Here is a 24,432-nt window from a genome sequence, read left to right as displayed (position 1 = left end):
CTACATTCGTGAAGCATCCCCTCTATTCTATCAGGAATTGTGCAACACGTCTATTTTCAAGTAAAAAGGCTCGGAATACTCCATCCCTAGCCTTCAAACTACCTCTATAATGTCTTAAATGTAAATACTGTTTCTGATTGAAAAAGTTCATCCTTCTGAATAACTGCTGAGCCAAAGCCCTCATGATTCATCGAGTCCGGCAACCCTTGCGTCTCCATCGTCACACCCGCATATTTCGGAGCAATCACACCATCTATCGCAAAATTTCCCGTTAACTGATTTCCAGAATAAACAACAACTGACTCACAATCTGTTCGCATTTCCACCACGCGACCGCTATTTTGATCCACTAAGCGCGCATCCGGCGTCCCTGTTTCATCATGATCCAAGACAAACGCATGATCATAGCCATTTTTGACGATTACATTTTGTGGATGCTCACTCGTTGTGCCATCCCGAAGTGCACGTGACGTCCGAAAATCAAACGGCGTCCCAGTTACATCAACCAGCTCCCCTGTTGGAATCGAATCTTCACGCAAAGCTACAAAGCGACTAGAACGCATCTCCAGATCCTGGTCCAAAATCGTTTGCGCCACATCCCCCGTCAAGTTAAAATAAATATGGTTCGTTGGATTAAACACCGTCTTTGCGTCCGATTTTGCCTCATACTTTATTCGCCATTCATTCGCATTGTTCAACGTATATGTCACTCGAACATCCAAATTCCCTGGAAAGCCATTCTCTCCATCCGGACTCGTCAGTGAAAACACAACACCAATCGCATCCTCCGTCTCCAGCGTTTCCGAGTTCCAAATCTGCTTACTGAAATTATTCGGCCCGCCGTGCAGTATATTCTCTCCTTCATTTTTCGCAAGCTGATACGTCTTTCCATCCATCTCAAAACGCGCATCACCAATCCGTCCAGCAACACGTCCTACCAGTGCACCAAAATAAGGAGAATGCGCCAAATACTCATCCAGCGTCCCAAATCCCAGCGAAACGTTCGCAAAATCCCCTTTCGCATCAGGTGCCCACGTTTCCGTTACAACACCACCGTAATCCAACGCCCGAACACGCACACCATGATCATTTTCCAAACAGAACTCCGTCACATCTTGCCCTTTTAATTCCCCAAACTTTCGCTCACTTATCTTCATTTGCTAATTCCTCCGTCTCTACCACCAATTTCATAAATCTATCAAACGCCCGTATCCCATCCGGCGTATCCTTAAAGACACCCGCATCCATCAACACTTGCATAAACACCTTCCCAACCTCCTGTTGCAGAAAATGTTCCACCGTCCCCGCATCAAAAACACCATCACGCTTCAATCGATCCGCCCATTCCCTATGATAATCTGCCATCGTATTCGGCTGATCCAATAAATAGAGCGCGACTTCCTCAAGCTCCGGTTTCAAACGAGGCGGTAACACAGCAAGCCCCATCACCTCAATCAATCCAATGTTCTCCTTCTTGATATGATGCAACTCCTGATGTGGATGAAAAAGCCCATCCGGATGTTCCGTCGTCCTCCGATTATTCCGTAACACCAGCGACAACTCAAATAATGAATCACAACGACTCGCGATCGGCGTAATCGTATTATGCCGCTCCTCTCCACTATACGCCAAAATTTCGACCGATGCATCCGAATAGTTTCTCCATTTCTGCATGAGGACATCCGCAGCCTCCACAATTTCCGTCGCACTCGCCGAACGTAGCCGGATCACCGACATTGGCCATTTTACAATTTCTATCGTCACATTTGGAAAAGTTGCCCATGAATAAGCAGGGAAGTCCTTATGTACAGGCGCTTTCGCCATCGCAAACGTGTGCCCCCCACCTTGATAATGATCATGTGACAAAATGGAACCGCCAACAATCGGCAAATCAGCATTAGATCCGACAAAATAATCAGGAAACTGTGCTGTAATCGCAACCAACCGCGCAAACGTATCCCGCTCAATCACCATTGGCCGATGCTCTGCTGACAGAAAAATACAATGCTCCTCATAATAAGCATATGGCGAATACTGCAATCCCCATTCCTCATCTTCAACACGCATCCTCACAATTCGATGATTCGTTCGTGCCGGAAAATCCATACGACCAGCATAACCTTCATTCTCAACGCACAATGCACAAACAGGATAAGCAACCGTTTTCATCATTTTCTCTAAAGCAATCTGTTTCGGGTCCTTCTCTGGTTTTGACAGATTAATTGTCATTTCTAGCTCACCATACGCTGTCTCCACCCGATATTCAATATTTTTCGCAATACTCCGCGTCTTAATATAATCGCTCGCGCAACTAATTTTATAAAAATAATCCGTTGCCGCTCGAGGTGACCGTTCATATAATTCCCAAAATTCCGCATTTAATTCTGACGGACTTGGAACAAATAAATCCATTACCTTGCTCTGCCAAATCTCTCGTTCTGCAAGTGCCGTACCAATCACACCCGATTCAACAGCCAATTCCGTCAACTGATCCAGCATTCCTAAGCGATCTGCGGTGGCACTCACTGCCACCGCACGCTTTTCCGACCAGCCTAGCAAATCAAGCATTCGGTTCGTCACATAAATACGATCCAAATCTGCCAATTCGCCATTTTTTATCGCAACATCCACAAACTGATCTACTATCATTGTTTACACCTCATGTGTTTTTAGTTAGCATAACCGTTCGGATTCTTAGAGTGCCAATTCCAAGCATCCTCAATAATTTTATTCACGTCCGTAAACTGCGGATTCCATTTTAAAATTTCTTGTGCCTTATTACTAGAAGCAATCAACGTACTTGGATCACCCGCACGCCTTGGCACAACTTTCGCAGGAATCTCTTTTCCTGTCACTTTTCGAGCCGCCTCTAGCATTTCCTTTACAGAAAAACCTTGGCTACTTCCCAAATTGAAAATATTACTCTCGCCACCATTCTTCAAATACTCAAGCGCTAAAATATGCGCATCAATCAAATCAACTACGTGGACATAATCACGGATACAAGTCCCGTCTTCTGTAGGATAATCATCGCCAAAAATCGATAGTTCCGAACGTTGACCAAGTGCTGTTTGCAAAATAATCGGCACTAAATGTGATTCCGGATTATGATCCTCGCCAATTGTTCCATCAAACTTCGCACCCGCGACATTGAAATAACGTAGCGCCACAAAACGCGTCTCATAAGCTTTATCGCACCATTTTAGGATTTTCTCCATCATCAGTTTCGTTTCACCATACGGACTTTCTGGATTTGTTGGTGCATCTTCCGTAATCGGAATCACTTTCGGTTCCCCATACGTTGCAGCAGATGAAGAAAAGACGATATTTTTAACACCGAATTCTTCCATTACTTCCAGTGTAACTTGGGTGCCATATACATTATTATTAAAGTATTCTAGTGGCATTTCCACGGATTCACCAACCAATGAATTCGCCGCAAAATGAATCACGCCTTCAATTGTTTCCTTTTTGAAAACATCTTGCATGAAAGCTTTATCGCGAATATCACCTTTGTAAAATACGGCATCCTTGTGTAAAGACTCCGCGTGACCTGTCTGTAAATTATCGACAACAATAACCTTATAACCTTTATCTACTAACTGATCCACCGCGTGTGAGCCAACATAACCTGCGCCGCCTAATACTAAAATACTCATTTCCTATTCCTCCTTGATGGCTTTTGCTCCATCACTAATATTTGCAATATAAAACGCAGCAGGATAGCCAATTTTCTTCTCATAAGCTAATCCCACTTTTTCAATGAATGCATCCACGTGAGCCGTTTCTACAATAGCAATTGCACACCCTCCAAAACCAGCACCCGTCATTCGCGCTCCTAAAATGCCTGGTTGCTCCCAAGCCGTTTCCGCTAACATATCTAATTCTACCCCAGTTACATGATAATCGTCACGTAAAGAGATGTGGGATTGATTAATTAATTTACCAAATGTCATTAAATCTCCATTTTTAAGTGCTTTTGTCGCTAAAATTGTCCGTTCATTCTCACTCACTGCATGGCGTGCCCGCTTAACTAACGTCTCATTCGAAATCAAATGCTGATACTTTTCGAACGTTTCCATGTCCAACTCACCTAGCGATTTCACAGAAAGCTCCGTCTGCAACTCCGCCAACGCCTGCTCACATTGACTTCGGCGCTCATTGTATTTCGAATCCGCCAGCTCACGTCGCTTATTTGTGTTCATAATCACAATCGTATGAGCCTCAAGCTTCACCGGAACCATCTCATACTCAAGCGTATTACAATCCAGCAAAATCGCCATATCTTTCTGACCCATCCCAATTGCAAACTGATCCATAATTCCTGAATTCACACCAATAAACGCATTCTCTACCTTTTTTCCAGTCAAAATCAACTCCAAACCCGCCAATTCAAGTCCAAATAAGTCCTCTAAAATAACTCCCGTAAGCAACTCAATCGAAGCCGAAGAAGAAAGCCCAGCTCCATTCGGAATATTACCCCAATACAAAATATCCATCCCTTGATTAATCTCATGTCCTGCCTCTTTCAAATATTTCAACATGCCCTTCGGATAGTTCGTCCAATTATCTTCTTTGCGATATGCCAAGTCCGCTAAATCAAACGAAATAATCCCCAAATCCTCAAAGTTAAGCGATATCAAGCGAACCATTGTATCTTCTCGTTTCGCTGCAACTGCATAAGTTCCAAGTGTAATCGAACACGGAAAAACATGTCCACCATTGTAATCCGTGTGTTCCCCAATTAAATTAATACGACCCGGTGCAAAAAATAACGCACCATCCGTTCGATTAAACCTTCGAGCAAAATCAGCTTTCAATTTTGAAAAATCCATTTTCCCATACCTCCACACTCAATATAAATCCTCTTAGGCTCATTATAATTTATTTAGTAAACTTTATCAACTTATTTTACTAAATATTTTTAGTAAGATTCGACATTGGTGTTAATTTTCTTGGTATCATTTTTTATAGCACGTATTATAATAGCTTTATCAAACAATTAGGAGATGATAAAATGATTTTACATAACCGTGACGAAAGGAGCCGAATAAGATGATTACAGAACAGTCAAAAATTGATCATTTTTACGATATGCTCATCAAAAAAGATTCCAATTATGAAGGTGTTTTCTATGTAGGCGTTAAAACGACAGGCATACTTTGCCGTCCCACATGCCCCGCAAAAAAGCCTAACAAAGAGAATTGCGAGTTTTTCGATACAGCACAAGAAGCACTTTTAGCTTCTTATCGTCCATGTAAACGATGCCAGCCACTGAACAATCCGAGTAAACTATCCGCAGAAGTCAAACTACTTGTCCAAGCAATCGAGGCACATCCCGAGCGTAAATGGACCGATAAAGATTTTGACAAACTCTCGATTAGTGCTAATACTGCTAGGAGACAATTTAAAAAACAATTCGGTATGACATTCATTGAATACGCACGAGCGAGGCGGCTTGGCTTCGCTTTTGATTATATTCGCAACGGTAAACCTATTATAGAGGCACAATTAGAAGGTGGCTACAATTCAGGAAATGGGTTCCGCGATGCTTTTACACGAACAATGGGCACGATTCCTAAAAAAGCAACATCACTAAATATGTTCGTATCCAAATGGCTCGAAACCCCGCTTGGATCAATGATTGCCATTGCAAATGATGCCGCCTTAGTTTTGTTCGAATTCGTTGATCGGCGTGGTCTAGAAACCGAAATTGAATCCTTACGAACAAAATGGCATGCTGCGGTAATTCCAGGCGAAAGTCCGATTTTTGAGCAGCTAGAGCAGGAACTGGATGCTTATTTTGAAGGAAGCCTCTCCGTTTTTGAGACACCAATCACTTATATCGGCTCGCCATTTCAACAAACTGTTTGGCGTGAGCTACAAAAAATTCCTATCGGCTCCACTACATCATATGCCCAATTAGCTACAAAAATCGGTCATCCAAAAGCATTCCGAGCCGTTGCAAGAGCAAATGGTGCCAATCAAATCTCCATACTCGTTCCATGTCATCGTGTGATTGGAAGTGATGGCTCCTTAACTGGCTATGGTGGTGGTATTGCGCGTAAAGAATGGCTACTGACACACGAGAAAAATAATGCGTAAAAAAATAGCGGTGCTAAATCAACTCTAATGCTGATTCAGCGCCTCTATTTTCATATCCCATCTACATATTACAAAAAAACAGCCAACCGCATCTAAAATCTAGATTTAGTCGACTGCTATCTATTTTTAATATTACAATTGTGTTTTTTCCACTAAGGCTTCTTTTAATTCTTCCACATATTTTTGTGCATTTTGTCCTGCTAAGCCGCCATCACCAGTTGCTGTAACAACTTGACGTAACGACTTCACACGAACATCTCCTGCCGCAAAAACCCCTGGAATAGACGTTTCCATTTCTTCATTCGTAATAACATAGCCCTCATCATCCAAAATACCGAGACCTTGAAAAGCACTCGAAAGTGGTACAAGGCCGACATAGATAAATGCCCCATCCGCGTTCAATTCCGATGTAGAGCCATCAACCGTTGAAACAAGACGAGCGCCAGTCACTTTCATGTCATCGCCAACAATCTCTTCAACTGTACTATTCCAAATAAATTCGATTTTCTCATTTTTGAAAGCACGATCTTGCAAAATTTGCTGTGCTCGTAATTTATCACGACGATGCACAATCGTTACTTTGCTTGCATAACGTGTTAAATATGCTCCTTCTTCTACAGCAGAATCTCCGCCACCGACAACGATTAATTCACGATTTTTGAAGAAAGCTCCATCACATACCGCACAATAAGAAACGCCGCGACCACTGTACTTGTCTTCACCTTCCGCGCCTAATTTACGATGTTCTGCTCCTGTAGCAATGATAATCGAACGCGCTTTAAACGTCTTTGAACCCGCAACGACTGTTTTGAATTCCTCACCGTTTTCAACCGATTTAATATCACCGTACGCATATTCCGCACCAAACTGTTTCGCGCCAGAAAACATTTTTTCCGACAAATCTGGTCCTAGAATGCTATCAAACCCAGGATAATTTTCGATGTCAGCTGTGTTCACCATTTGACCACCAGGAACACCACGCTCAATCATTAAAGTATCTAAATCAGCACGGGAAGTATATAGCGCTGCAGTCATTCCCGCAGGCCCAGCACCGATAATAATAACGTCATAAATTCTTTCTTCACTCACTGTGATTCCTCCAATCTAACCATAGAACTATCGTAAACCCTCACACCTTTTCCGTCCATTTATCTGCTCAAAACCCTTCGATTTCAAGCGAATACTTGCGAAGCGTCGCAACAGAAACGTCAAACCATTCGGCAATCACTTTCTGCGTGCCAAACTTAAATCGATACAGAATCGCCGCAGCCAATCCATCCAAATTTTTCGTCCGCAAATCATATTTCTGATCAATCGAACGCTTCATAAAATCAAGGACAAATAAATACATCGGAGTCGTTTTTACTTTTGCAGGGAAATCTAATTCTTCAAAACGCCCCAAAATCGCGACTGCCCCATTACAATTAGCGGCATCCCGACTATCAGGTAAAAACTCAAACTCAGAGAAAATCAAATGCTCAAAAAAGTCCCATCCAGTCATATCAAAATAATCGTTGAACATAACTAAAGCGGGATGTTTATCAGAAACTGTCAGCAAATATACACCAAACAAGTGCTCCAATCTATCATCACTTGCTAATTTCTCTAAAACCACGCGTTCATCATTCGCTAATAAATCAGGATATTCCCACGGGAACTCTAAATCTTCACCATCGATCAATGTGAAATGTTCCCAAAAATCCCGCGCCTCATCAAGACGCCCTAAAAAGAACGCCGTTTCCGCTCGGTAATAATAGTAAGCATACCGATCCAATATTTCCAACTGATCCACTTTCACGAACAAGTAATCCGCATGTTTATAATCGCCTGCCATTGCATAAATCCGCGCCAATTTTTCACGTTGCGATGACATAAATGGCTCCACTTTCCCAAGCTCTTTCAAAATCGCGCCTGCCTGCTCCCATTGTGCCTGATAATAAGCATACAAATAGAGCTCGCACAATGCCATGAAATTTCCAGGATCACGTGCCAACACATCTTCTAATATCGCCAAACCTTCCGCAAACCGCTCTTCTTTGAAACGAATCCCAGCAAGTTCTATATACGCCTGCCAAAAAGTTGATTTCTCCTCAATCTCAGCAATTAAAAACTTGCTGACCTCATCTAATTTATCTTCTGATATTAGCTGGTCCACCTTCATTTTAAAGGCGAAGAAATCCTTTTCGACTTCCGACATATCACTCACGCCAAAACTCGAAAGGGGAGCTTCTTCCATGATAAGCTGAATTAAATCCTTTGCTTCCTCCACATATTCACCTTCAGAAACAAGTGCTAAATACTTGTTCGCGTGCTGCAATGCCTGCTTGAACTCTTTCATATATGCATAATTGTTTGCCATAAAATAATAACAATAATGAATATCATCCGCCTCATCAAGCACACGACGCAAAATCTGATTGGACTTATCAAACTGAGCTAATTCTGTATAACAAATCGCCAGCTGACACATAATCACAGGCTCATCTGGCTCGAAAAAAGCTGCACGTTCCAGATATCGCAAAGCTTCCGACATCTCCTGGTTACGAAAAGCTTCAATCCCTCGCTGAAAATAAAACTCCCCGTTCGGTCTAAACGGATAAATTTTGTTACTATCCTCTTTACTATTTTTCAAATTTTTAACCTCCGCGCATTTTCCAAGTAAGTTGAGTATACCATAAAATAAGGCAATAAGGGGGGGTTACTTTTCTAGTTCACTTATAACAATCGGATTCCCCCGAGCAAAACTACGCGCAGGAATATCTTTTGAGACGACCGCACCTGCTCCAACGATAGCTCCATCACCGATACTTACACCGGGTAAAATCGTCACATTCGCGCCAATCATGACCTCATTACCAATCGTCACATCTCCAATGCGGTACTCCCTAATCAAATATTCGTGCGTCAAAATCGTTGTATTAAAGCCAATCACCGAATTTCGCCCAATCGTAATTCTCTCCGGATAAAAAAGATCCACCGTCACCTTATAGGCAATGGATGTATTCTCGCCAATTTTCATACCCAAACCACGCCGATAAAGCCACCGTTTTCCTCGCATAAAAGGAAAAATACGCCCGCATTCAATCACAATCGTATTCTTCAACGTGCGGCCAAACGACACTGTTTTATATACTGTCCAAAGTGGATTTACACCATCATTCGCCTTAAATCGTTTCGTTCGGCGCACTAATCTTCCCTCGCAATCTCCAAAAGATCGCCCATCGAATTCAAAATATACGTTGGGTTATAGCCTCTTAAATAATCCGCACCACGAATCGCCCAAGCAACACCAGCGCTTTTCACATTCGCATTTTGTGCCGCTTCAATATCATGGTAATTATCACCGACCATAATCGCTTCGTCTGCTGTCGAATTGAGCAATTTTAGCGCCATATTAATACCTTCCGGATCTGGTTTTGGCGCCGCAACTTGATCTAAACCAATCACAACTTGGAAATATTTATCCAAACCAGTTGTTTTAAGCCCTTTTAAGATCATGTCATACATTTTAGTAGAAACGATAGCCAATTTATAATCTTCCTCATACAGCGCTCTAATCGCTTCATAAACCCCATCATATTCCAAAATTAATTCGTCATGATGCAATTTATTAAAAGCTCGGTAGTGATCCACCATTTCCTGCGCTTTTTCCGGATTTAACCCCGTAAACGTATCGATCAAGGAAGGTCCAATAAATGGCAAAATATCCTCGCGCTCATACGTTCTCTCTGGAAAATAAGCTCCCAGCGTATGTTGAAACGTTTTAATAATCAATTCATTTGTATTTATCAAAGTCCCGTCTAAATCAAATAATAAAGTCGTAATCTTCTTAGTCATGTGTACTCCCTCTCCAAAGCTCTATTTCTTCTTCGCGATACCGTACTTATCTTCCAAATAATATGGACGATTCTTCTTCACGCGGAAGTACGCAATCAAGGCCACTGAAACCGCCACAAGCACAATCGAAATAAACTGTGCCATCCGAAGCGTATCAGTCAACATCAAACTATCCGTCCGCAAACCTTCAATAAAGTAGCGTCCCACCGAGTACCAAATGACATAAGACAAGAACAATTCCCCACGCAAAATACGCGTCCGGCGTAAAATGAGTAACACAACAAACCCAATCACATTCCAAATCGACTCATACAAGAAAGTAGGCTGATAATAAATGCCATCAATGTACATTTGATTAATAATAAAGTCCGGCAAGTGCAAACTCTCTAAAAAAGCACGCGTTGTTGGTCCGCCGTGAGCCTCTTGATTCATAAAATTACCCCAGCGCCCAATCGCTTGCGCAATAATCAAACTCGGTGCAACAATATCTGCTAGCTGCCAAAATGAAACTTTTTTAATACGCGAAAAGATAATCGCTGTCAACACAGAACCAATCAATGCCCCATGAATTGCAATTCCACCTTGCCAAATCTTAATAACTTCATTCAAATGGTCTTTATAATAGCTCCACTCAAACAGCACATAATAAATACGCGCACTAATAATCGCAATTGGAATCGCCCAAATGAGCAAATCCACTAATAATTCTTTATCCACATTGCGCTTTGTCGCTTCCTGTAACGCAATAAGTAGCGCCACAACAACAGCCGACGCAATAATAACACCGTACCAGCGTATCGATAATCCACCTAATTGAATGGCAACTGGGTCCAGCGCCGCTAAATTCAAGTTCATCATGCCCCTACTTTCTAAAACAAATTAGACTCAATCTCAGGCTGTAGAAAAACTTCTTCACCTGACTCTTTCCAAAACCCCAGTGTGTTGTTGGAGTTCTTCGACATGAAATGAGTTAGTCCTCCAATATGCAGAGAAATTTCATTTGTCTGCCGTCCTTCAAGCTTAGTTTCTAGGCAAAAGCGAGTACCAGCGCGGAGTGTACTAAGGTACATGAGCACTGGAACAGAGCTTTTAACGACGAAAATGAGCGTTTGTCGACACACTGGACTCAATCTGTCATACTGCTATTTTGACCAATAAGGTTGTTTAAATCTTGTGTAAAACGCTCTGCTGCATTATATCCCATATTTTTTAGACGGAAGTTCATCGCCGCAACTTCTATAATGACAGCGAGATTTCGTCCAGGACGAACCGGCACCGTGATTTTCGGTACATCAATATCAAAAATGCGAATCTTTTCTTCATCAAGCCCCACACGGTCATAATGCTTATCAGGGTCCCAGCTTTCGAGATGCACAACGATCGTGATTTTCTTGCTAGAACGCACAGCTCCAGCTCCGAACAATGTCATCACATTAATAATTCCCAATCCACGAATCTCCAACAAATGCTCAATAATCGGCGGTGACTGACCAATAAGCGTCAACTCATCTTCCTGTCTAATCTCCACATTATCATCCGCAACCAATCGATGCCCGCGTTTCACAAGCTCCAGCGCCGTCTCACTTTTACCAACACCACTTGATCCCATAATCATCACGCCAAGCCCGTAAATATCAACAAGCACACCATGCATAGAAATCACCGGTGCCAACTTACTTTCCAAATAATTCGTCACATACACAGATAACCGGGTTGTTTTAAGTTTTGATCGTAAAACTGGAATCTTAGCCTCCGTCGCCGCTTGTACCAACTCTTTCGGTGCTTCCAAATGTCGCGACACAACAAACGCTGGCGTACGATTCGTACACATTTGGCGAAAACGCTTCAAGCACTCATCACTCGACATCCCTTCTGAAAAAGAGATTTCCGTCATTCCAAATAACTGCACCCGATCCTCCGGGTAATAAGAAAAGAAACCAGTCAATTCTAAACCTGGGCGTGATAAATCACTCGTCAAGATTGGTCGTTCCAATCCCTCTTCCCCACAAATCAATTCCAAATTTAGACGCTCCATTAAATCTTTCACTGTTACTGATTTTGTCATGAAAGTACCTCCATTAGTCAACAGGCAAAAAGCTTCCAACACAGCCCATCCCGCTAATCCTTTTTGTCTACAAGCTATACCTCATTTTAGCACTTTCTTATTTTTAAGGCTACCTATTTTTAAGCTAACGACAAGAAACCCCGAAAGTAAGCGATTCTTCATTTACGAAGTCCTGCTATTTCGAGGTCTCATTTTATCGCGGATTCTTATCCCAAAGTACTGAATTGATTACCATATTCGCAAGTGACATCAATAATGCAATGATTAATGCTGTTCCAAAACTGTCAATCTGAATATAGCTATCTAGGAAAAATGATGTCAACTCCAACATCATCGCGTTCACGACGAAAGTAAATAATCCTAATGTAAAAATATTAATCGGCAATGTCAAAATAAGGAGAATCGGTCTCACCAACATATTCAAAATTGCCAATACAAAACTTGCAATAACCGCACCTGTAAATCCTTCTACATGGAAACTATCGAAGAATCCAGATAGAGCGACAAATAATATCGCATTAATTAACACTCCTACTATCCAGCGCATTTACTTGGATCACTCCCAACTTGAATTAGCTGGCATAAGAATGGCTAAAATAATGTAGATAAGAATTCCTGTTCCAAAGCTTAAGAACGATAGTAGCACATACGCGATACGAACCCACGTTACGTCCCATCCGAAGTATTCAGCAATTCCGCCACATACACCTGCTAGCATTTTTTGTGATGACGATTTCGTTAATTTTTTCATGGTACTGCCTCCTATGTTAATTATACTTGTTTTTCTTCTAATTCGGTAATTTTAATGATGCCATTGTCCACTGCTGCTTGTAATGTTGCAACGCTCATCTCTTCTGAATTTTGTGTAAACACAAGGGACTTATTAGATTCATCCCATACTTTAGCGTTTTTCAAATCAAAATAAATTTTTTCACGTTTGGTTCCAAGCGTACCATCGACATTCCAAGTTGCCGGGACTTGAATACGAATATCGCCATTTGGTGCTTTAAGGTCTGCCGCAGTTGCCTTATCATTTTGGAGAATATAGCCGACATCACCTTGTTCAGCAAATGCTACTGTTGTTTGGAAATCACCAGTTACTGATACATCACCTTTAGTCGTATGAAGTTCAATATTTTCAACCTTACCACTCTTGAATAAAATTTCGCCATCTTCCGTACTTGCAACAAGGAATTTCCCTGCTGTTCCAGTTGACCTAATATCACCGTGGCGTACTTTCAGCGTACTATCATCGACTTCCATATCATCATATTTCAAGTTACCATTCAATAATTGAATTCTCACTTGCTCATAGACACGTTTTGGAATTGTCAACACAATATCGGTTTTCAATGCATCATTCTTTGATTCAAACACAAAGCGGTCATTTGACATGTCCAATGTTGTTTGGCTGAAAAAATAATCCCACAGCTTCTCTTCACTGAGTTGTTGAATTGCCCGGGCTTTGTTGTGAACGGAAAGCACAGTACGCATTTTCATATGTTCTTTATCCCAAGCGCGAATAATGATGTCACCTGTTGCAATCTTTAGTTCCATTGTGCGGAAAGTTGTATTGTTAAATTCAAATTCACGGATTGGTCTTGGACGTGCCGTTTTTTGATTACCGTGTATCTTATTTCCCATATTTCCATGATTTTGACGATGAGCACCGTGACGCCCGCGCATTTCTTTAGCACGTTCAATATGACGACGTTGCATTTCTTTAGCGCGTTCTGTATGTGTTGCTTGCGCTTGTTTGATACGCTCGCTTTTTGATTCCATTCTTCTTTCATGACGATCATATTTATCTTTCATCTTCTGGTTATGTCGATCAATAACTTCATCATAACTCGTATCTTCGGAAGGGATGAGGAACAAAGCAATAATATAAGCAATAACCCCGATCATCGTTTTCCAAGAAATAATTATAAGTACAACATAGATAATTCGTAAAACATTGGCATCAATACCGAGATATTCTGATAAACCGCCGAAAACCCCACCTATTTTACGATTTGATCTGGATCTCCTTAATTTTTTGTTCATCACTGTTCCTTCCTTTCATTTCTAAATATGTAGCAAAACTCGCTATTCCTCAAGTTCGAATGAGACAACCTCAAGCGAATAGCGAGTTTCTCTTATTTAACGTCTTTTACTCTCACATTACCAGTCGTTGCTTCTGCTTCGATTTTCAAAACAGCTTCATTTGCTTTCGGTAGTTTCGTGAAAAGAATTGTTTTATTTACAGAATCAGATGTTTCATCAAGTACATCTGCACCAGAAATACCGAGGTTAATCTTACCAAGGTTCGTATGCAATTTGCCATCCACACCTAGATCACTTGGTACTTGAAGTTCGATGTTTCCGACACCCGTCTTTGTTTTCAAGAAGCTAGAATCAAGATTTGTCAAAGTGAATGCAATATTTCCTGTTTTCGTTTGTAAATTAGTTGAATCAAACGCACCCTTAGCTGCAACGTTACCGTGGAATGTTTTTAGCGATAAATCACGTACCGTACCATTATTTACGCGAACATTTCCGTTAATGGATTCAATCTCTGTTAACGTCGTATTCAATGTACCTACACTGATATTACCGTTCGTAGTCTTAGCAAACATGTCACGACCAGTCAAACCTTCAATATGAAGATTACCGTTCAAAATTTTGATAGAAACATAATCATATTCGCGCTCTGGCAAGTAAACGGTCAAGTTTGTTACCACTTGTTTCGATGGTGACTGGAAGCGTAATGTTTCTTCATCAACGCGTAATGTTGTTTTATCGAAGAAAATTTGTAGTGCTTCCTCTTCTGGATATTCTTTGAAAAGCTTGATATTTGCATGTACCTTCACATCATTACTATCCCAAGTCTTGAATTCTACATTACCATTGGCGATTTCAAACTCTAGAATAGATAAAGTTGTATCATGATATACAAAATCGCGTTCTAATTTTGTAGAAGTAAGGAATGGAATCGGCATATCCTTTACTTGCTCAAATGCATTATTCAAAAATTTACCGAACTTTTCTCCCGCTTGGGAAAGCTCATCCATGATTTGACGACCAGTATCTTGTTGCTTCGCTTGATTAGCATCTGGTTTTTGTTTAGGTTGTGGACGTTTCTTGTAAGAAGCACCGCCACGATATGGATTCTCTTTCGTATTCCAACCTTGCGAATAATCGTATTCTTCCTGAACTTCTTCTTGCACATCGTCCTCCACTGTTTGAGAAGAACGAATATCCTCTGCTGTGACGCTTTTTCCTTCTTTTTTAGAAATATTCTCAAGTAATGTTAGCGCTTCTTCCGTAGAAATAATACCTTGTTTAACTAATTCTAAAATTCGTTTGCGTTCGTTTTCCATGTTTTTTTCCTCCTTGTGGAAATAAAGCGATATCCCTTAAGTATTTGTTCTCTTTGATTATTAGTTTTAACTGATAACTCTATTATGAGGGACAAGATGCTTTCTGTCATACAACCAGAGTATGATTATTTGTTAGTTAAATAGATGTATACAAAAAAAATCGACGACAAGCGTTCGCAATCCAGAAGTTTCGTGGACTTCTGGATTCCAAGCACTTTCACTCGATTTGTGTAAAGCTACATTTCAATCCAATAATAAAGATATCTCACAGTAATCTGTGACTTATTTGGTGTCACTACCAATCATTCTACTTTACTTGCTATTTTTTCTTTCATCCTTGCTTTATCGCGTTCTAAGATTGGTTTTAGATATTTTCCAGTATAAGATTTAGCTACTTTGGCTACTTGTTCTGGTGTGCCTTTAGCAATAATTTGGCCGCCACCGTCTCCGCCTTCTGGTCCTAAATCAATAACGTGATCAGCTTGTTTAATAACATCGAGATTGTGCTCAATTACAAGCACGCTGTCACCATTCTCATCTACTAATCGCTGCAGTACTTTCAATAGTCGCGCGATGTCATCCGCATGTAAACCCGTTGTTGGTTCATCTAAAATATAGAATGACTTACCATTACTACGTTTGTGTAGCTCTGAGGCCAACTTCACACGTTGCGCTTCCCCACCGGATAGCGTAGTCGCGGGTTGTCCTAATCGAATATATCCAAGTCCTACATCTACAATTGTTTGTAGCTTGCGACTTATACGAGGTAGATTTTTAAAGAAATCCAAGCCTTCTTCTACAGTCATATTGAGCACTTCGGCAATATTTTTGCCTTTAAAACGAATGTCTAGTGTTTCACTATTGTAGCGTTTGCCATGACAAATTTCGCACGGTACGTATACATCTGGCAAGAAATGCATCTCAATTTTAATGATACCATCTCCTTTACACGCTTCACAGCGGCCACCTTTTACATTAAAACTAAATCTACCTTTTTTATATCCACGAATTTTAGCTTCATTTGTAGATGCGAATAAATCACGAATATCATCAAATACGCCTGTATATGTTGCTGGGTTAGAACGTGGCGTTCGCCCAATTGGTGATTGGTCGATATCAATGATCTTCTCTAAATTTTCCATACCTTTTATTTCTCTATGTTCGCCAGGTTTAGCATGCGCTCGGTTAAGATGGCGAGATAGAGCTTTACGCAATACTTCATTAACTAATGAACTTTTCCCAGATCCAGAAACGCCTGTCACACAAGTGAATGTTCCTAATGGAAATATTGCGCTCACATTTTTGAGATTATTTGCTTTAGCACCTATGACTTCTAGCTTATTTCCGCTACCTTTACGACGTTCAGAGGGGATTGGAATGAATTTCTTCCCAGATAAATAGGCGCCAGTAATAGAGTTCTTATTGTTCCTTACTTCTTCCGGAGTTCCGGCAGCCACAACTTCGCCGCCATGCTCACCAGCACCTGGTCCTATATCAATTAAATAATCGGCCGCTAGCATCGTGTCCTCGTCATGCTCTACGACGATTAATGTATTGCCAATATCACGCATACTTTGCAACGTATGAACAAGTCGATCATTATCGCGCTGATGCAATCCAATGGAAGGCTCATCTAAAATATAAAGTACACCAGTTAATCGTGAACCAATTTGTGTAGCTAATCTAATCCGTTGCGCCTCCCCACCTGAGAGCGTTCCAGCCGCGCGACTTAGTGTTAAATAATCTAGACCAACATTTTTCAAAAATCCTAATCGCTGCCTTACCTCTTTCAAAATGGGCTTGGCAATTTGTGTCTCCTTCTCAGACAATGTTACTTCATCGAAAAAGGCTAATGCTTCTGTAATTGAGAAATTGCTCACGTCGCCAAGGTGTGTTTTATTAATCTTCACGGCTAGCGCTTCTTCCTTAAGTCGATAACCTTTACATGACGGACATGGCAAGTCTGTCATGTATTGCGCCATCTGTTCCCTTGTAAAGTCTGAACTCGTTTCGCGGTAACGGCGCTCTACATTTGGAATAATACCTTCAAAAGGAATATTTGTTTCGCGTGTCATTCCAAAATCATTTTTATATTCAAAGTAGAATTCTTTTCCATTGGAGCCATTCAGAATGATATCTAAATGTTCTTTTGGTAGTTTCTCTAACGGTGTGTCCATATCAATCCCGAACTCTTTGCATGCTGCTGCCAACATTTTTGGATAGTATTGAGAGCTGATTGGCTTCCATGGAATAATTGCTCCATCATTTAGTGATAAGCTCATATCTGGAATTACTGTATCAATGTCTACTTCTAGCTTCGTTCCAAGTCCATCACAAGTGGGACAAGCGCCAAATGGGCTGTTAAAGGAGAACATCCTAGGTTCCAATTCGCCCACAGAAAAGCCACAATAAGGGCAAGCATAATGTTCACTAAACAACAGTTCTTTATCACCAATGACATCAACAACCGCGTATCCCTCTGCTAATCTTAGTGCAGACTCAATAGAATCAAATAAACGAGAAGTTACACCTTCTTTTACGACAATGCGGTCAATAACAATATCAATGGAATGCTTTTTGTTCTTCTCAAGCTCAATTTCGTCTCCGATATCATACATGTCTCCATCGATTCGTACGCGGACATATCCTTCTTTTTTGATGCCTTCTAGCGTTTTTTTATGCGCTCCTTTTTTGCCAGATACAATTGGGGCTAAAATTTGGATTCGTGTCTTCTCAGGAAGCTCTAACACACGATCGACCATCTGTTCAATCGTTTGCGATGTAATTTCGATTCCGTGGTTTGGACAGACAGGATGCCCTACACGTGCATACATTAAGCGTAGATAGTCATGAATCTCCGTGACAGTACCTACTGTAGATCGCGGATTACGGCTCGTCGTTTTTTGGTCAATAGAAATGGCGGGTGATAAGCCTTCAATCAAATCCACATCTGGTTTATCCATTTGTCCTAAAAATTGGCGAGCATAAGAAGATAACGATTCTACATAGCGTCGTTGTCCTTCTGCATATATCGTATCAAAAGCTAACGACGATTTTCCTGATCCAGATAAGCCAGTCATAACAACAAGTTTATCCCGCGGAATTTCGACATCAATATTCTTTAAATTGTTGGCTCTAGCGCCTTGTATCACAATTTTATCTTTTTCCAACTCTAATCATCCTTCCGCTTTTAGCTCAAGTAAGGTATCACGAAGTTGCGCCGCACGCTCAAAGTCAAGCGCTTTTGCTGCATCTTTCATTTCATGCTCTAATTCCTCAATAAATGCCATGCGTTCTTTCTTGTTCATCTTACTCAGATCTTTCAGATGCTCTGCTTCACGTTCTTCGGCAGCGGTTGTTGCGGCAATGACGCCACGAACATCTTTAATGATTGTTTGCGGTGTTATGCCGTGTTCTAAATTATATGCCTCTTGAATTTCACGACGACGCGCTGTCTCGCTAATCGCGAACTTCATAGAATCCGTCATCTTATCAGCATACATAATTACTTTACCGTTCTGATTACGCGCAGCACGACCAATAGTTTGTACGAGCGATCGCTCAGAACGTAAGAAACCTTCTTTATCCGCATCAAGAATCGTAACTAGTGAGACCTCTGGAATATCGATTCCTTCACGAAGCAAGTTAATTCCTACTAAAACATCGTAAACACCTAGTCTCAAATCTCGTATAATTTCGATTCGCTCCAACGTCTTTACCTCAGAATGTAGATATTGGACTTTAATCCCCGCTTCTTTCAAGTAATCAGTCAAGTCCTCAGACATTTTCTTTGTCAACGTTGTAATCAGCACACGTTCTTTCTTCTCAATACGTTCATTTATCTCATCCATTAAGTCATCAATTTGTCCCTCAATCGGTCTAATTTCAATAATAGGATCGAGCAAACCAGTCGGACGAATAATTTGCTGAATAACTTCTGGATTTAATGCCAACTCGTATGGCCCTGGTGTCGCCGAAATATACATGATTTGATTTACGTGCTCCTCAAATTCCTCCAAGCGTAACGGACGATTATCCAAAGCAGACGGCAATCTAAACCCGTGGTCTACTAGCATTTGTTTACGCGCCTGGTCTCCATTATACATCCCTCGAATTTGTGGCATCGTTACATGTGATTCATCGATGACAATTTGAAAATCATCGGGGAAAAAATCCAATAATGTATACGGTGTAGAACCTGCTTCTCGCATAGCCAAGTGACGTGAATAGTTCTCAACACCTGAGCAATAACCCATCTCTTCCATCATTTCAATATCATAATTTGTACGTTGCTCCAAGCGTTGCGCTTCAAGTAGTTTATTATCCGCACGCAAAACTTTCAAGCGGTCCTCTAACTCTGCCTTGATGTTCACTATCGCTTTCTTCATAATATCTGGACGTGTTACAAAGTGAGAGGCTGGAAAAATAGAGACATGTTCCCGTTCGCCAATAATTTCACCAGTCAGTGCGTCCACTTCGCGAATTCGTTCAATTTCATCTCCAAAAAACTCCACTCGCATACAGTGCTCATCACGTGATGCCGGAAAAATTTCCACAACATCTCCACGGACACGAAAACGACCGCGCTGGAAATCGATATCATTGCGATCGTACTGTATTTCTACTAAATCCCGTAATAATTGATCACGACTAATCTCCATTCCCGGCCTTAATGAAACGAGCATTGCGCCATATTCCTCTGGCGAACCTAAACCATAAATACAAGAAACACTAGCTATAATAATAACGTCGCGTCTTTCAAATAATGATGCCGTAGCCGAATGTCGTAGTTTATCAATCTCGTCATTTACGCTAGAATCCTTTTCTATAAACGTATCTGTTTGTGGGACGTATGCCTCTGGTTGGTAATAATCATAATAACTTACAAAGTATTCTACGGCGTTATTCGGGAAAAATTCTTTAAATTCACTATATAATTGCCCCGCTAAAGTCTTGTTATGTGCGATGACAAGCGTTGGTTTATTGACTTCTTGGATAACGTTTGAAACTGTAAATGTCTTACCAGTACCAGTTGCTCCAAGTAAAGTTTGATGTTTAGTGCCATTTTTGAGACCTGCCACTAATTTCTCAATGGCTTTCGGCTGATCTCCTTGTGGCGTATATTTCGAAACTAGCTGAAATGTATCTTTCACCCTCTTTTCCTCCTCCGACACAAGTCTGTTGCGTACCTCAAATAATCGGCTATGCGCTTGAACATGGCGAACTATTCATTCATCAGTTCTTCCGTACCCGTACTTTCGGCTCCCACTAAACTATGGAGATCCAAACGCTTCCGCTCGATTTATATAAAGTCAAACTTAGCCCCTATCCAGTAAGACTCGCAGACTCATCACTTGTATTCATTCTAACATAATTAGTCTAAATCCGCCAGCAAAAAGCGAACATATTTTCGCATTCGTTTAAACATAAAAAGGCTTCGCAATTAAGCAAAGCCTTCAGACTATAGAAAAACTACCTCACATGATTTTCCGCAAAACCTCAGCGTTCGATTTCTATACTTCTTTGTCTGCTTCACGCAATCTGCCGAGCATTCGCGTGGCCAAAAAGAAGCCTATTGTCATCGAAATTGCATCTAAACTAATAAGCCACCATGTATTTGTAAAGCCCATTCGCGCGGAAACAGTTATTAAAATCAGAGTAAGCCCTAAACCTACAAAACGTTGATATGTTATTCGAGACAATATAATAACCAAGAGTCCTGGAAAAAATAACGCCGAAATTAACTGATCCCACACAGGCTTCGCTCTCCCTTTTTAGCTATCTGATTTTAAAACACGCGCTTTGATTTCATCTGTTAAAGCTGGTAAATCCGTTTTCTCGATATTTTTTTCGGCTAGTAAATCAGGCAAAATTTCACGTAAGAAATACTGTACACAAGCCATTTCACGGAATTGATAAATTGTTTCTAATGCCTCGCTATATATTTTTGTGAATGTTGGTTCTGGATTGCCTTTTTGGATTTCACCAAATGATTCATAGAGTAGGTCTACTTTATCTGCTACCGCCAAAATTTGGCCTTCTAATGTGTCATCTTTACCTTCTTTGAGTAAAACATGATAAATAGCTTGAAATTCAGCGGGTATCTCGTTGTTAATAAAATTCCGTGTCATCGTTTCTTCTACTTCTGACAACATTTCGCGAAGTTCTGCGGTCGCGTATTTAACTGGTGTTTTGATATCACCAATGAACAGTTCTGGATAATCGTGATTGAGCGCTTTTTCGTATAGTGCACGCCAATTAACAGTTTGACCAGCTTGTTCCTCTACATTGCCTAAAAATTGTGCCACTTGGGTTACTTTGAATGAATGCTCAGCAACCGAATGTTCTTGGTATTTGAACTTACCTGGACAACGGTAAATGTTTTCTAGATCCGATAAACTGCGAAAATATTGATGAATCCCCATTTTATATCAACTCCTCATTGTTCTTCTTGTTTTTTATTATCTGGATGCGTATTTTCTACTTCACGCATAATTAAAGCAGAGCTAAATCCAAGTAAAGCGATAATTGCTGCCGAATATTGTCTGAAATTGTCTGCTGCAAAAATATAGATAAGACCCATGAAAATTAATGTCGTCAATATACCCCATGTAAATAGCTTATGGCCCCGCGTCACTCCGACTTTCATAACAGAGTATATGCCAATGTAACACACTGCTTGAATCAGAATAAATTGGACGATTGAAATAATGATGACCGATGTTAAATCATCGTTGAACATGATTGCTGTAACTGAGATTGTGAGTAAGAGAATGATGCCCAGAACAACAATTATTTTTTTACTGGTAGGTAGCTGTTTCATATTCTTCCCCCAAATGGCGTTCTTTTTTTACTAGTATAACGAGGATAAGTATTGATAGCAACCTTAAGCACTTGCTGATAAGCGGTTGGCTCGTTTATTGCAAAAAACAAGAAGCATTTCTGCTTCTTGTTTTTTACCGCTCATTTTATTTCCTTTTCGGCCTTGCTTCGGAATAGAATTGAAAGTCCGAAAATGGTTACAACGATAGTAGCGCCCATGTCTGCCATGATAGCCATCCATAAGGTTAAATAGCCTGTTAAAGCTAGTAATAAAGCCGCCACTTTAAGACCTAATGCAAAAGCAATATTGAAGCCAACGACAAATCGTACTTTTTTAGCAATCCTGACTGTTATTGGCAGTTTTCCTAAATGGTCTTGCATAAGTACAATATCTGCAACTTCAATAGCGCTATCAGTCCCTTTCCCCATCGCAATACCGAGATCTGCAGTTGCGAGTGCAGGGGAGTCATTAATACCATCACCGACCATTGCGATATTGCCATTTTGAGCTTGTAGTTCTCCAATTTTTGTTAACTTATCTTCTGGTAAAAGGCTCGCATAATAATTGTCAATACCAATTTCTCGTGCTACTTTTTCCGCTGTTTTTTCGTGGTCACCAGTCAGCATAATGATATTGGTCATACCTGCTTGATGAAGCTGTGTCACGAGATCCTTGCTTTCCTTACGCAGTGCATCTTGAATACCGAATATGCCAAGAATCGTAGTTTCTGATGCAGTTATCACAACTGTATATCCCGCATCTTTTAGCGCTTTGACATCAGTTCTAGCTATCTCCGTCCAGCTCGATTCTGGGATTTGCTGCTCATTTCCGAGAAAATAACGTTTCCCCTCAAAAGTACCGCTTAGTCCTTTCCCGCCAATTGTTGTTAGATCGTCCATTTCAGCGTCTACTGCGCCTATACGAGCGATGATTGCAGCCGCGATTGGGTGACCTGAGCTCTTCTCCATCATACTGGAAATTCGGAAAAAATTCGCTTCATCGTAAACTACTTCTTTCTCAACAGCTGGCTTTCCTTCCGTTAATGTACCTGTTTTATCGAATGCAATTTGTTTTGTTTTGGCGAGCTGCTCTAAGAAAACGCCACCTTTGATTAAAACACCATTTTTAGCGCTACGAGTAATTCCTGATACAATCGCAACTGGCGAGGAAAGGATTAACGCACACGGGCAACCGATAATTAATACAGCAAGCCCTTCATAAACCCACTGGCTCCATGCTCCACCAAAGAATAACGGCGGTATAATCGTCACTAATACAGCAAATATCATAATAATCGGTGTATAATATTTTGCAAACCGATCGATGAACAATTCTGTTGGCGTTTTCGTTTCCTGCGCTTCTTCCACCAAATGCAAAATTTTAGCAAGTGATGAATCTTCGTAAACTGCTGTAATTTTAGCTTTCAGCGTTCCTTCATTATTGACGGAGCCACCGAACAATGCATCGCCAATTTGTTTTTCAACAGGCATTGATTCGCCAGTAATCGCGGCTTCATTCACAGAACTTTTCCCATCAATAATCACTGCATCAGATGGTACTTTTCCTCCTGCTTTAATCAAAATTGTATCACCAAGCTCTAGCTCATCAATCGGTACTTCTGTTGCAACTCCATCTTTTAAAAGATTGGCCGTTTTTGGTACAACTTTCAACAACTCTGCCATTGATTTGCGTGCTTGGCGCATTCCAAAGCCTTCTAAGTATTCATTTACACCAAACAGTATCGCTACAACCGTTCCTTCGCGCCAATCCCCAATAATAAATGCTCCAACTAGCGCAACTGTCATCAACGTATCAATGTTAAATTTCAAACGCGATAAATTTTTGAGTCCTTTGAAAAAGGTTTGGTAACCGCTCAACGCCGCAGCTACGAAATAAATGCTAAACGAGCCCCAAGTTGGTAAATATTTGTCTGTGAGAAGGGCAAAGAAGAATAACAACGTCGAAATAACAATCTGAACGATAAGTTTTGTATCCCCGTGACTATGATTGTGATCATGATCACCGTCCGGTTTTACAACAAAAACACCTTCTTGCTTCAAGATTTTCTCCACATCATCCATCGCCATCTTATTCGAAATTACCATTTTCCCAGAGTTATAGAGTACTTTTGCATCCTTACCATGTTTCAACTTCTTCATTTCCGCTTCCATCTCTTGTGCACAGTGCGCACAGGAAAGACCTGATAGTTTAAATTCAGCCATTGTTATCCTCGTCCCTTC

21 protein-coding genes are annotated in these 24,432 nt (G+C 40.9%); 1 reads left to right on the top strand and 20 read right to left on the bottom strand.

Annotated features, from left to right (window positions below; all coding sequences use genetic code 11):
• Positions 1-104: 104 nt before the first annotated feature.
• Genes R8925_RS06260 through R8925_RS06245 form a run of 4 tightly spaced genes read right to left on the bottom strand, consistent with a single transcriptional unit; the run spans position 105 to position 4,835 of the window.
• On the bottom strand, positions 105-1,157 hold the full coding sequence (locus tag R8925_RS06260; protein WP_430535035.1) for an aldose epimerase family protein: 1,053 nt from the start codon (positions 1,155-1,157) through the stop codon (positions 105-107).
• The gene (gene galT / locus R8925_RS06255; RefSeq protein WP_430535034.1) at positions 1,144-2,649 is read right to left on the bottom strand and encodes a UDP-glucose--hexose-1-phosphate uridylyltransferase; all 1,506 of its coding nucleotides are present in this window, start codon (positions 2,647-2,649) and stop codon (positions 1,144-1,146) included. The genes R8925_RS06260 and galT overlap by 14 nt, the downstream gene beginning before the upstream one ends.
• Positions 2,650-2,669: 20 nt before the next feature.
• Entirely contained in the window at positions 2,670-3,659 is a 990-nt protein-coding gene (galE, locus tag R8925_RS06250) for a UDP-glucose 4-epimerase GalE (protein WP_430535033.1), read from the bottom strand.
• A 3-nt stretch (positions 3,660-3,662) separates the two neighbouring features.
• Positions 3,663-4,835 (bottom strand): galactokinase, encoded by a 1,173-nt coding sequence (locus R8925_RS06245; protein ID WP_430535032.1) that lies wholly within the window; start codon positions 4,833-4,835, stop codon positions 3,663-3,665.
• A gap of 220 nt (positions 4,836-5,055) precedes the next feature.
• Here R8925_RS06245 and R8925_RS06240 point away from each other — a divergent pair, with 220 nt between their 5' ends.
• The gene (locus R8925_RS06240; RefSeq protein WP_430535031.1) at positions 5,056-6,105 is read left to right on the top strand and encodes a bifunctional transcriptional activator/DNA repair enzyme AdaA; all 1,050 of its coding nucleotides are present in this window, start codon (positions 5,056-5,058) and stop codon (positions 6,103-6,105) included.
• A gap of 132 nt (positions 6,106-6,237) precedes the next feature.
• On the opposite strand, the gene trxB is transcribed toward R8925_RS06240, so the two are convergent.
• From trxB to R8925_RS06160, 16 genes are all read right to left on the bottom strand, one after another.
• Entirely contained in the window at positions 6,238-7,194 is a 957-nt protein-coding gene (trxB, locus tag R8925_RS06235) for a thioredoxin-disulfide reductase (RefSeq protein WP_430535030.1), read from the bottom strand.
• Between the two features lie 67 nt (positions 7,195-7,261).
• Positions 7,262-8,737 (bottom strand): tetratricopeptide repeat protein, encoded by a 1,476-nt coding sequence (locus tag R8925_RS06230; RefSeq protein ID WP_430535029.1) that lies wholly within the window; start codon positions 8,735-8,737, stop codon positions 7,262-7,264.
• Between the two features lie 66 nt (positions 8,738-8,803).
• Positions 8,804-9,292: an acyltransferase gene (locus R8925_RS06225; RefSeq protein WP_430535028.1), complete on the bottom strand. Its 489-nt coding sequence runs from the start codon at positions 9,290-9,292 to the stop codon at positions 8,804-8,806.
• The gene (gene ppaX / locus R8925_RS06220) at positions 9,292-9,942 is read right to left on the bottom strand and encodes a pyrophosphatase PpaX (RefSeq protein WP_430535027.1); all 651 of its coding nucleotides are present in this window, start codon (positions 9,940-9,942) and stop codon (positions 9,292-9,294) included. Before ppaX ends, R8925_RS06225 begins: the two co-directional genes overlap by 1 nt.
• A 21-nt stretch (positions 9,943-9,963) precedes the next feature.
• Positions 9,964-10,797 carry a prolipoprotein diacylglyceryl transferase gene (lgt, locus tag R8925_RS06215; RefSeq protein WP_430535044.1) on the bottom strand — a complete coding sequence of 278 codons (834 nt, stop codon included), beginning with the start codon at positions 10,795-10,797 and terminating at the stop codon, positions 9,964-9,966.
• A gap of 271 nt (positions 10,798-11,068) precedes the next feature.
• The gene (gene hprK / locus R8925_RS06210) at positions 11,069-12,007 is read right to left on the bottom strand and encodes an HPr(Ser) kinase/phosphatase (protein ID WP_430535026.1); all 939 of its coding nucleotides are present in this window, start codon (positions 12,005-12,007) and stop codon (positions 11,069-11,071) included.
• Between the two features lie 193 nt (positions 12,008-12,200).
• Positions 12,201-12,554, bottom strand: a complete 354-nt coding sequence (locus R8925_RS06205; RefSeq protein WP_430535025.1) for a phage holin family protein — start codon at positions 12,552-12,554, stop codon at positions 12,201-12,203.
• A gap of 9 nt (positions 12,555-12,563) precedes the next feature.
• On the bottom strand, positions 12,564-12,758 hold the full coding sequence (locus R8925_RS06200; protein WP_430535024.1) for a PspC domain-containing protein: 195 nt from the start codon (positions 12,756-12,758) through the stop codon (positions 12,564-12,566).
• 20 nt (positions 12,759-12,778) lie between these two features.
• Positions 12,779-14,053, bottom strand: coding sequence for a PspC domain-containing protein (locus R8925_RS06195; RefSeq protein ID WP_430535023.1), 1,275 nt, complete (start codon positions 14,051-14,053; stop codon positions 12,779-12,781).
• 92 nt (positions 14,054-14,145) lie between these two features.
• Positions 14,146-15,369: a DUF4097 family beta strand repeat-containing protein gene (locus R8925_RS06190; RefSeq protein WP_430535022.1), complete on the bottom strand. Its 1,224-nt coding sequence runs from the start codon at positions 15,367-15,369 to the stop codon at positions 14,146-14,148.
• Between the two features lie 302 nt (positions 15,370-15,671).
• Positions 15,672-18,539, bottom strand: a complete 2,868-nt coding sequence (uvrA, locus tag R8925_RS06185; protein WP_430535021.1) for an excinuclease ABC subunit UvrA — start codon at positions 18,537-18,539, stop codon at positions 15,672-15,674.
• A 6-nt stretch (positions 18,540-18,545) separates the two neighbouring features.
• On the bottom strand, positions 18,546-20,522 hold the full coding sequence (uvrB, locus tag R8925_RS06180) for an excinuclease ABC subunit UvrB (RefSeq protein ID WP_430535020.1): 1,977 nt from the start codon (positions 20,520-20,522) through the stop codon (positions 18,546-18,548).
• A gap of 360 nt (positions 20,523-20,882) precedes the next feature.
• Positions 20,883-21,125, bottom strand: a complete 243-nt coding sequence (locus R8925_RS06175) for a CsbA family protein (RefSeq protein WP_430535019.1) — start codon at positions 21,123-21,125, stop codon at positions 20,883-20,885.
• Between the two features lie 18 nt (positions 21,126-21,143).
• Positions 21,144-21,794 carry an HD domain-containing protein gene (locus tag R8925_RS06170; protein ID WP_185341958.1) on the bottom strand — a complete coding sequence of 217 codons (651 nt, stop codon included), beginning with the start codon at positions 21,792-21,794 and terminating at the stop codon, positions 21,144-21,146.
• Between the two features lie 14 nt (positions 21,795-21,808).
• Positions 21,809-22,192, bottom strand: a complete 384-nt coding sequence (locus R8925_RS06165) for a hypothetical protein (protein WP_430535018.1) — start codon at positions 22,190-22,192, stop codon at positions 21,809-21,811.
• A gap of 140 nt (positions 22,193-22,332) precedes the next feature.
• Positions 22,333-24,414: a heavy metal translocating P-type ATPase gene (locus tag R8925_RS06160; RefSeq protein WP_430535017.1), complete on the bottom strand. Its 2,082-nt coding sequence runs from the start codon at positions 24,412-24,414 to the stop codon at positions 22,333-22,335.
• Between the last annotated feature and the right edge of the window lie 18 nt (positions 24,415-24,432).

It is taken from the genome of Listeria rocourtiae subsp. hofi (genome assembly GCF_963575615.1).
Taxonomy (GTDB): Bacteria; Bacillota; Bacilli; order Lactobacillales; family Listeriaceae; genus Listeria_A; species Listeria_A hofi.
This window is presented reverse-complemented; position numbering and strand designations above follow the sequence as displayed.